8 protein-coding genes are annotated in these 9,224 nt (G+C 46.4%); 5 read left to right on the top strand and 3 right to left on the bottom strand.

What is annotated here, in order from left to right; genetic code table 11:
• The first annotated feature begins 785 nt into the window (after positions 1 to 785).
• From CUJ83_RS08045 to CUJ83_RS08035, 3 genes are all read left to right on the top strand, one after another.
• Positions 786 to 1,316: a hypothetical protein gene (locus CUJ83_RS08045; protein WP_230741779.1), complete on the top strand. Its 531-nt coding sequence runs from the start codon at positions 786 to 788 to the stop codon at positions 1,314 to 1,316.
• Between the two features lie 131 nt (positions 1,317 to 1,447).
• On the top strand, positions 1,448 to 2,215 hold the full coding sequence (locus tag CUJ83_RS08040) for a hypothetical protein (RefSeq protein WP_230741778.1): 768 nt from the start codon (positions 1,448 to 1,450) through the stop codon (positions 2,213 to 2,215).
• A gap of 73 nt (positions 2,216 to 2,288) precedes the next feature.
• Entirely contained in the window at positions 2,289 to 3,086 is a 798-nt protein-coding gene (locus CUJ83_RS08035) for a class I fructose-bisphosphate aldolase (protein ID WP_230741777.1), read from the top strand.
• Between the two features lie 170 nt (positions 3,087 to 3,256).
• On the opposite strand, the gene CUJ83_RS08030 is transcribed toward CUJ83_RS08035, so the two are convergent.
• Together CUJ83_RS08030 and CUJ83_RS08025 are read right to left on the bottom strand one after the other, a co-directional pair.
• Positions 3,257 to 4,135 (bottom strand): CBS domain-containing protein, encoded by an 879-nt coding sequence (locus tag CUJ83_RS08030; protein WP_230741776.1) that lies wholly within the window; start codon positions 4,133 to 4,135, stop codon positions 3,257 to 3,259.
• A gap of 236 nt (positions 4,136 to 4,371) precedes the next feature.
• Positions 4,372 to 5,811, bottom strand: a complete 1,440-nt coding sequence (locus CUJ83_RS08025) for an MFS transporter (RefSeq protein WP_230741775.1) — start codon at positions 5,809 to 5,811, stop codon at positions 4,372 to 4,374.
• A 146-nt stretch (positions 5,812 to 5,957) separates the two neighbouring features.
• Here CUJ83_RS08025 and CUJ83_RS08020 point away from each other — a divergent pair, with 146 nt between their 5' ends.
• Both CUJ83_RS08020 and CUJ83_RS08015 read left to right on the top strand, forming a co-directional pair.
• The gene (locus CUJ83_RS08020) at positions 5,958 to 6,857 is read left to right on the top strand and encodes a PHP domain-containing protein (RefSeq protein WP_230741774.1); all 900 of its coding nucleotides are present in this window, start codon (positions 5,958 to 5,960) and stop codon (positions 6,855 to 6,857) included.
• A gap of 337 nt (positions 6,858 to 7,194) precedes the next feature.
• On the top strand, positions 7,195 to 7,632 hold the full coding sequence (locus CUJ83_RS08015; RefSeq protein ID WP_230741773.1) for a hypothetical protein: 438 nt from the start codon (positions 7,195 to 7,197) through the stop codon (positions 7,630 to 7,632).
• A gap of 128 nt (positions 7,633 to 7,760) precedes the next feature.
• Here the strand turns inward: CUJ83_RS08015 and CUJ83_RS08010 are convergent, their stop codons facing one another.
• Positions 7,761 to 9,224 (bottom strand): MFS transporter, encoded by a 1,464-nt coding sequence (locus CUJ83_RS08010; protein WP_230741772.1) that lies wholly within the window; start codon positions 9,222 to 9,224, stop codon positions 7,761 to 7,763.

Below are 9,224 nucleotides of genomic sequence, written 5' to 3'. Positions count from 1 at the left end.
TAGACCTCCTATAAGAATACGGCCTTGTACCTTTCATGTTATCTTTCTCCAAACAATAATATGAAAGTACAGGGCTAAAAAATATACCCAATAATATAAAAATACAGAAAAAACGGGACAGCACCCTCCAAGGGCACGAAAGTTTAATAACTCGGTTTGTGTTGCGCCTTTTTGATATTGTTATGTCTGGTATTCTTTAATCGTGTAAACGTCAACAGTGCCGTTAAACTTTAGTGTTTTTGAGAGTGTTCGGGCCTTGTTTTAGCGTTGGTGATTTCGTGTTTTTTGAGCATTGAGCCGAGCGTTAGAGGTGTTCGTGCGTTGACGGTGATACTGGAGCCTTAGGGATTTAGTGAGTAAACCTTAGGGTTTTCGTGTCCTTAAAATCTGAAAAATTTTTGTGTTTCTGTGTTTTTGTGAGGTTACGTGTCTACCTGCCATCCGACAGGCACAGCCTTAAATTATTCACTCATAAAGATGATTTAAAAATAATTTTGTTCAGCTATCGGCTGGTTTATAGGTAAAAATGAGATAAAATCGCTTACTTTAAACTCCTCACCGCTTGTTTCAATAATTTAATATTATTTAATTCGTTTTATAAAATTATTTTTTAACCATTTACATAACAATTTATTGGGTATCAATATATTATTATTAAATTATACGTTATTTTCGATGATTATGGTCGAGTCATCTCAACGTAATATGCCAGCAAGCGATTATGGGGATATCGGTTTTCCTGTGCACGACCATACAATATTGACCGGGCAAAAGGAGGTATCAGAATGACCAGGACATGTGCGAGTTGTAAGTACGTGAGGCCTACCGGTGGGATATGCAAGAAAGGTATCCACATGGACGCTCGCGGCATAAGGAGAGACTGTAAGAACTGGCAAAAGCAGGACTGCACTAACTGCCAGTATCTTAGTAAAGATGCGACTGATTATTATTACCGGAGCACTCATAAGCTGTGGTTCATCGGCAGAGGCAACCCGTTCACCAACGAAAGCTGCGAAGGATGCGAACTTCGCGAGTACGGCATGGTAAAAGGCCTTATAGAGCAGGTCAAAAGGGATGCCTGCGACATTTACGAGATCATAGGGTGCCTCGACGCCGAAAAAGTATCCGGAAGGCGCGAGCTTGTCTCCATCCTGGAACTGATAGCGGAGAACATCAGCACCAGCGCCAACAAGGGCGGGACCTTAGGGCTGCGTGCCAGGGAGCTTGAAAGGACAGGACAGCGCATTGAAGAGGACATCGGGGAAATGATAATCCTGCAGAGAGAGGACATGATCAACGCAGGATATAACATCTGAGATCATTTCTTTACCGTCCAGTTTCAGGAGCCTCCGGCTATCATAATGATCGGTCACCAATCCGCCAGGCTTTTTGAGAGCCCATATAAGATATTTATCCCGTATGGGCTCTATTATTCTCATGGATGTTTATGGAAGTGAAAAAGCCGTTCGCCGTCACCAACCAACATATCTGCATCCTGAAGCTTATTATAGAAAAATACTATCCACAGACCATCGATAAGCTCTATGTCCCCGGAGCATGGCGTTCCGTCGGGGGAGAGGAACTCTGGAAGGTAATGGTAAGATGCATAAGCGCGGTCGGACGCTCGGCTCCCTCATACGAGCTGATAGGCTCCGGGGACATTAAGCGCCTTAGCATAAAAGAGTTAAAAATACGGGGCTCAAAACATGGAAAAGAAGAGCTCATACAATATGTCCATCATATTCTTGCGGACCATAAAGTAAGATATTGTAGCCCTCATAAAGATACGTCGATCAAGGCGGCCGCCATCGTAAAAAACCTGTATAATCCTTTGATAGTGAAGGATGATAATTTCGTTCTTTTTCATAACATGGAAAGACAGTCACAGGGGAAGGATCCCCGGTACTTTCTTATAGACAATGTCTATTTCTTCGGAATAAAGCTGTCCAGCCAGTACCTTATGGAGACGGGATATTCTCAGGATTATATGTCCTTCGACTGGAGGCTTAAAAGAATATTCTCTTCAGTGTTCGATGTTGACTTCTCAAAGATATTGCGGACACAGCAAGGTTACGTAGAGGCGGAATCGGTATTCAGGGAAGAGGTCTGTCCGGGGCTCGGCATCAAGACATCGGATTTCGATTCTGTGATGTTCTGGAACTATTACGAGATCATGGGCGAACTTGAAAAGCTTAAGACAAGCAATATATGTTGAATATATATCTATATAATAGTTTTAAAAGTAACTAATATATTTGATTAATTATATACTATATTATCGTGATATTATGCTCGAACCATCCCAGAAGTATATGTCAAAACTGTTCAAGGACGGAAAGGCTATGTTCCTGGCATACGACCAGGGGCTGGAGCACGGGCCTAAGGACTTTAACGACAAGAATTACGATCCCGATTACATCATCGACATCGCACTGAGAAACAATTTCACGGGGCTGATCTTCCACAAGGGGCTCGCGGAAAAATACCGGGAGAATTATGCCGGAAAAGTGCCGCTAATAGTCAAAGTGAACGGTAAGAACAACATCGCCAAGCTGGAGCCGTATTCACCGGTGGTCTGCTCGGTCGATTATGCCGTTAAGCTGGGCGCCGACGCGATAGGATATACGCTTTACGTAGGATCACCCTTTGAGTCGCAGGCGATCGACGAGTTCAGGGAGATACAGGAGGAAGCCCGCGACTATGGCCTGCCTGTAGTGGGATGGATGTACCCGAGAGGCCAGTTCGTCCCGAACGATACGGACCCCACGATAGTGGCCTATGGCGCCAGGGTGGGATTAGAGATAGGCGCTGACGTGCTAAAAGTGAAATATACGGGTGATAGGGAATCATTTAGAAAAGTGGTCCAGATGGCCGGTAAATGTAAGGTGCTATGCGCCGGAGGGCTAAAATCGGACCCCAAAACATTCCTTCAGCAGACTAAAGATATAATGGAAGTCGGAGCCTCTGGCGTGGCCGTAGGAAGGAACGTATGGCAGAGTGATAATCCCGACGCTGTATCCAGGGCGATCGAGGACATAATTTTCAAGGGCGCCTCTGTGGAAAAGGCACTTGAGAGATTTAAGTAAGAAATGTCCGGGAATACCCGGTATACTTATTTTTAAAGCTATTATCAGCCTGCCCTTTAAATTTTTAGTAATATATCATTTTTATATTTAAGGCGGGAAAAAAGATAGACGAAAATAACAGGACACTCAACTTAGCTCAACATGCTTAAAATAAATTTTTAGGCCACGACTTAGTATGTCGTGAGCCTGCTTATGACGTCCATCCTGGTTATCATGCCCTTCGGCTTGCCATTTTCCGTTACAAGAAGCCTTCCGATCTTGTTCTGGTTCATCAGCGTGACCGCCTCGTACATGGGGCGGTCCGTATCGATGGAAACGACGTTCCTTGTCATGTACTCGCCGACAGACGCGCTGCCTCTTTCAGCAGATAGTGCCCTGCCTATGTCCGTATAGGTGATGATGCCGGATATCTTTCCGTCCTCTTCCACCGGGGCGCCGTGAATATTGTTCTTGGCGAGAATGATCAGCGATTCTTTCATAGTAGCGGTGATCGGGATGGTGATAAGCCTGTGATTTATGTAGTCGCGTACAGGCTTTTTAGGAATGGAGATCATTTCAGTTATGCTGCAAAGTATGACGCTGTTAATGTCGTCCCTGCCGACGACGTCTCCCCTTATTACAAGCTTGTTCACCGGTGTCGGGCCGATCTGGATGCTGTCGCCTATGTCGAACGCCCTGATGTCGCCTATTATCTTCAGGCTGGCTCTGCACATGTCCGGATGCCTTACAGTGTTCAGGTCTATCTCGGCAACTGTCGCGTTGGCGACTCTCTCGCCGTTCCTCAATATTGCGACATCTGCCTCCCTGTCCATTGCGGTAAGGTTCAATGCCTGGTAAGCGGAGCTTGTGGCCTTATACCCTCCTTTGGGGCCGGGGACTCCTTCGACGAGACCCAGCGCTTTCAATGACTGCATCTGGTTCCTTACCGTGCCAGGGTTCCTGTCTATCCTTTCGGATATCTCCTCACCCTTTATTGCCCTACCCTTTTCCCTGAACAGATTTATGAGCGATGTGAGAATTTCTCTCTGGATTACTGTTAACTCTACCATGTATTATCACTAAGTTCATGAGCCTTGATTATCTATTTTATGTTTGATAGGCATATATGAGGCTTTCTTTTAATCCCTTACGCCCTCAAACAACTATACAAATATAAATATTATAATGGTTATTCGTTATATACTTTTGCCACTATTTATAACTATCCCGGCATTTAAAAATACGTCTTATGTATTTGTTTTTTCGGTCGGATGGAGATCTTACCGGTCGCCAGCCTGTAAGTCGCTCACCTTCTTCTCATCATTGAGGTAATGACGCCTATGATACCCAGTATGCCTCCCGCATATAATACGTTGCTTATGGCGGCGGAGAGTATATCCTTGCCGGCATAAAGGGCAGGGCCCGTAAATCCTGAGTTGATCAGGAACACGGAGAGCAGGATGCTGCCGAACGAGACGCCCAGGGTCATTCCCATGTTCCTCACCGTGGCTATCATACTGGAGGCGGTACCGCTTTTGCTCATGGGGAGCGATCCCATCACCTCGCTATTGTTAGGGCTCTGGAAGAGGCCGTTGCCGATACCGAAGAGAACGAACGATGCGAGTATCATCGTAACGTCCATGCGGGAGGCGAAGTAGCCTATCATCAACAGCGATACGGCCATCATCAGCATTCCAAGGGAACTGTGATAAATGGACTGGTACCTGTCGTATATCCAGCCGCTTATCGGCGACGCTATCGACATTATCATGGGTATTATTATCAGTACCTGCCCTACCTGGGACGGCCTGAAATCCTTGACGCCTTCAAAGTAGAACGGCATTAAAAAGTTGAACATGAAGACTATAACGAAATTGATCAAAAGGCTGAGGTTCGAGAAGGCGAACTTTCTCACTTTAAATACCGAGAAATCCACTATGGGGTAACTATGCTTCGTCTCGCTGATGACCAGGGCCGCGGCCGACAAAATGAAAACCAGCACATAGGCGATCATGACCCCGTTCACATTGTAGTTCCCCGCAAGGTCTCCCAGGAACATCATCAGGGAGACGACCGTGAGTATTAACAATAGCGCCCCTGTAACGTCCATGTTGAAATTTTTAGCTTTCATCTCCTTCAGTTTTAAAAATTTAAAAGCGACCGTAAGCAGGATGATGCCTATGGGCACGTTGACCAGGAATATGTACTGCCAGCCCAGCGTGTCTACGATATATCCGCCGAGTATCGGGCCCATGATGCCTCCCAGCGCCACCGTCGTGCCGACAAAACCGAGAGCTCTGCCTCTTTCGTTGTCGGGGAACGCCTGGACTATGATCGCCGTGCTTATGGAGAATACCATGGAGGCCCCTATGGCCTGGGCTATCCTGAAAATTATTAGCTTATAAAGCTCGTCAGATATGCCGCATGCCAGCGAGCTGAGGGAGAATATGGCGAAGCCGATGAAGAACAATTTAGTCTTGCCCGTATACTCCGATATCCTTCCGAATATCAGGAGAAGGCTGGTCATCGCGATAAGATATGCGGTGACTACCCACTGGGACTGGGATACGTTAACGTCGAAATAGCCGGTTATCGTCGGTAGCGATATTGTCACGATGCTGCCGTCCAGCACAGCCATGAAAATGCCGATGAGGACTATTACCAGTATTATATATCTATCCTCATGGACTTCCCTGCTGGCCGCGACCTTTGAACTACCCTCTGACATCTGCGATAATACTTCCACGCAATTCCTCTTGGTCCTAAGACGGTCTTATCGGCCCGGTTATCTTTAATATACCTCTATCCGGTCGTCCGGTGATGACCATCCTCAATAGAGAATAACTGTATATCATTAGAAGGACATATTCTTTATGTTCACCGGTGCACCACATGATCATCGACACACACGTACACACGACATGCTCTGACGGCAAAGCGAGCGTTCCCGAATTGATGAGGATAGCGGCGGAAAATGATGTTTCAATATTGTCCATAACCGACCATGACACCGTCGACGCCTATCCCGACGCGTTCAAGTATGCGGCCAGGTATGATGTCTGTCTGGTACCCGGGGTAGAACTTTCCACGAAGGACGAGGACGGGCATAAGGATGTCCATATAGTCGGCCTAAAGATAGACCTCGACGACAGTAGCCTGCGTGAAGAACTGGAAAAACTGGCCTTTGCGCGTATCGATGCGAGGAAAAAACTTCTTGATAACGCCAATAAGTACCTCAGGGAAAAGTATGATCAGTGGGAACCTCTTGAATTCGGGGATGTAAAAAAGACGGTCTTCGGGAACGTCATTGGAAAGCCTCATATAGCACGGGCAATAGCGTCAAAGGCAAAACTTGTCGGCATCGACATCCCGGAAGAAGATCTTTACGAGATATTCGACCTGCCGGGTGTTAAGACCGGGAAGTCCTATGAGCTAACTATGGAGCAGTGCATATCGCTCATAAAGGGCGCAGGGGGCGTTCCAGTCCTTGCCCATCCGTGCGAGTACCGGGATATGGATGCAGTGGTCGAAAAATTCGCGAGGCTGGGCGGAGAGGCGATAGAGATATGCAAGTACCGTTATAAGACGAAGATAGACCATGTCAGGGTCCTCGATCCTAAGGTCCGGCTCGATATAGAGCGGAAGTATAACAAGAAAACTATAAACGCCGCAAATAGATATCGCCTTAATATCACCGCGTCGTCCGATTATCACGGGAGGGTCGGAGAGCCGGGAATGGACATCGACGAATATGGCATTGACGTATCGTGGCTTTTAGATGGCAGGCGATAATGGTAATTATCATTAATCCAAGTTACTAATATCCGCAGTTAGAATATAAGCATTAAATACTGCCTTTTTAACGTAATGCTTTTATTATTATATCACTTTTTATAAAAACACAAATAATTGAAGTTTTTAGGTTATTATCACTAAAAATATCAACTGTATATTCCATTTATGGCTAAAATAACTGTGTTTTTCGATAAAGATACGTAACAGGCATTTTATAACAATAAGCTGGCAGCATTGAAAATATTACACTATTATAATAATAACTTTTTTATTATTAATTCAAAACCTTTTCTAATGTGGGGGAAAGAAGTTGAAAAACTATATAAGAATACCAATGTTGATTCTTTTGACGTTTGGTATGGCGGTTTTGATCGCACTGGCTATTCCATCCGTATCCGCATCATCCGCGCCTGCAGATGTCTCAATGGCAGTCTATCCATATGCGACAACTGACGGCTCTTCCGCGTCCATAGCATCCGATTCCCAGATAGATTATAAGAGCTGGGGCGGTAAAGGTTATGGCTGGGGCGGTAAAGGTTATGGCTGGGGCGGCAAAGGTTATGGCTGGGGCGGCAAAGGTTATGGCTGGGGCGGCAAAGGCTGGGGCTACGGCTACGGCAAAGGCTGGGGCTACCCTGGATATGGATATGGCTATGGCAAAGGCTATGGCTATGGATACCCGGGATATGGCTATGGCTATGGATACCCTGGATATGGCTATGGCTATGGATACCCGTATTACAAGCCCTACGCCCGCTCATGGTGGGTATAACAAAACCGATTATTAACCCCGTACTTGACGCCTGCTAAGACAGGAACAAAAGAAGAGACAAAAAAATAAAAAAGAGGTAGATAGGAATGCGATAGATAGGTGTAATACACCTACTATCCTTTCCAGTTTTAATTTTCTTGCGCGGTCTTTTTTGTCCCGTCCGCCGTTTTAATATCTATGTTTCGCAGGAGCGACGTCACGACGCCTATGGCACAGAGCAGTCCTGCCATAAACATTATATTTCCGATAGTGCCGGAGAGCAGCGGAGTTCCCGCCTCAAGGATGGCACCGTCATAACCTGCCATACTCAATTGTAATGTCACCATGATACTCGACAGCGAAACTCCCAGCGTCATTCCCAGATTCCTTAAAGTGGCTGACGCGCTGGAGCCTATCGCTATCTTGCTCTTCGGCAGGGCGTTCATCATTTCCGTATTGTTCGGGCTCTGGAAGATCGCGCTGCCAACCCCCAGGAGCACAAAACACACGATGATCAGCATCATATCGCCTGCCAGGCATAAATAGCCTAATAACAGCGTGGATAGGGACATAATGAGCATTCCAAGTGCCGAAAGGTGCTTTGACCTGTATTTATCATACAGCCATCCGCTCAGAGGCGACCCTATCATCATGACCAGCGGCATGATCAGGTATACCATCCCGACCTGCGAGGGTGAATACTTCATCACTCCCTGAAAGTAAAAAGGCCCTATGAAGCTCATCATGAAGTTTGAGATAAAGAATAAGGTCATGCTGATCATCGGCATCAGGAACTTTTTATCTTTGAATATCGAAAGGTCCAGCAGGGGATGCGTGCATTTCGATTCTCTTATCATGAACGCAGCAAAGGCGACTATAAATATGCCGGCACAGAGAGTCGAGCTCATCGTTATCGAAACGGATTTTGCCAGCTCCCCGAGCAGGGTTATCAACGAGACCATCGATACGATCAATGTCAAAGCCCCGATCCAGTCCATATTCAGGCGATGCGAGGTCGTTTCTTCCATCTTCAGGTACTTCAGCGCGGCCGTAAGCAATACCGCGCCAAGAGGCACGTTTATCAGGAAAATATATTGCCATCCCAGCGTGTCGACTATGAACCCGCCGAGTATCGGACCTGCGATGCTGCCTATCGCGACAGTGGCTCCCAGGTAGCCCATTGCCCTTCCCCTCTCGTTCATCGGGAACGCCTGGAATAAGATGGCACCGCTGATGCCGAACACCATCGCCCCTCCTATTCCCTGAAGCACCCTGAAAGCTATCAACTGCTCTATGCTTGAAGACAGCCCGCATGCGAGAGAGCTTAAAATGAACACTAAAAAGCCTATCATGAACAGCTTTATCTTTCCGGTATATTCGGAGACTCTGCCGAAAATTAGCAGAAGGCTCGTCATCGTCAGGAGATATGCCGTTATGGTCCACTGCGATATTGCGACGTCGACGTTAAAATAGCTGGTTATGGTGGGAAGCGCGATGCTGACCACAATGCCGTCAAGCACTGACATAAAGATACCGGCAAGCACTATCAGTAAGATCAAGTACTTATTCTTATATGTGGCATCCGGAACATTCTTTTGTGCAAAACTACTCAT

Source organism: Methanooceanicella nereidis, assembly GCF_021023085.1.
In the GTDB taxonomy this organism is placed as follows: Archaea; Halobacteriota; Methanocellia; order Methanocellales; family Methanocellaceae; genus Methanooceanicella; species Methanooceanicella nereidis.
The sequence above is the reverse complement of the archived record's forward strand: the minus strand, read 5'-3'. Positions and strand labels throughout refer to the sequence as shown.

Excerpts from the sequence above, each read along its gene's own strand:
- CUJ83_RS08045 (WP_230741779.1), top strand. The coding sequence starts at position 786 with ATGACCAGGACATGTGCGAGTTGTAAGTACGTGAGGCCTACCGGTGGG.
- CUJ83_RS08040 (WP_230741778.1), top strand. The coding sequence starts at position 1,448 with ATGGAAGTGAAAAAGCCGTTCGCCGTCACCAACCAACATATCTGCATC.
- CUJ83_RS08035 (WP_230741777.1), top strand. The coding sequence starts at position 2,289 with ATGCTCGAACCATCCCAGAAGTATATGTCAAAACTGTTCAAGGACGGA.
- CUJ83_RS08030 (WP_230741776.1), bottom strand. The coding sequence starts at position 4,135 with ATGGTAGAGTTAACAGTAATCCAGAGAGAAATTCTCACATCGCTCATA.
- CUJ83_RS08020 (WP_230741774.1), top strand. The coding sequence starts at position 5,958 with ATGATCATCGACACACACGTACACACGACATGCTCTGACGGCAAAGCG.
- CUJ83_RS08015 (WP_230741773.1), top strand. The coding sequence starts at position 7,195 with ATGTTGATTCTTTTGACGTTTGGTATGGCGGTTTTGATCGCACTGGCT.
- CUJ83_RS08010 (WP_230741772.1), bottom strand. The coding sequence starts at position 9,224 with ATGAGTAGTTTTGCACAAAAGAATGTTCCGGATGCCACATATAAGAAT.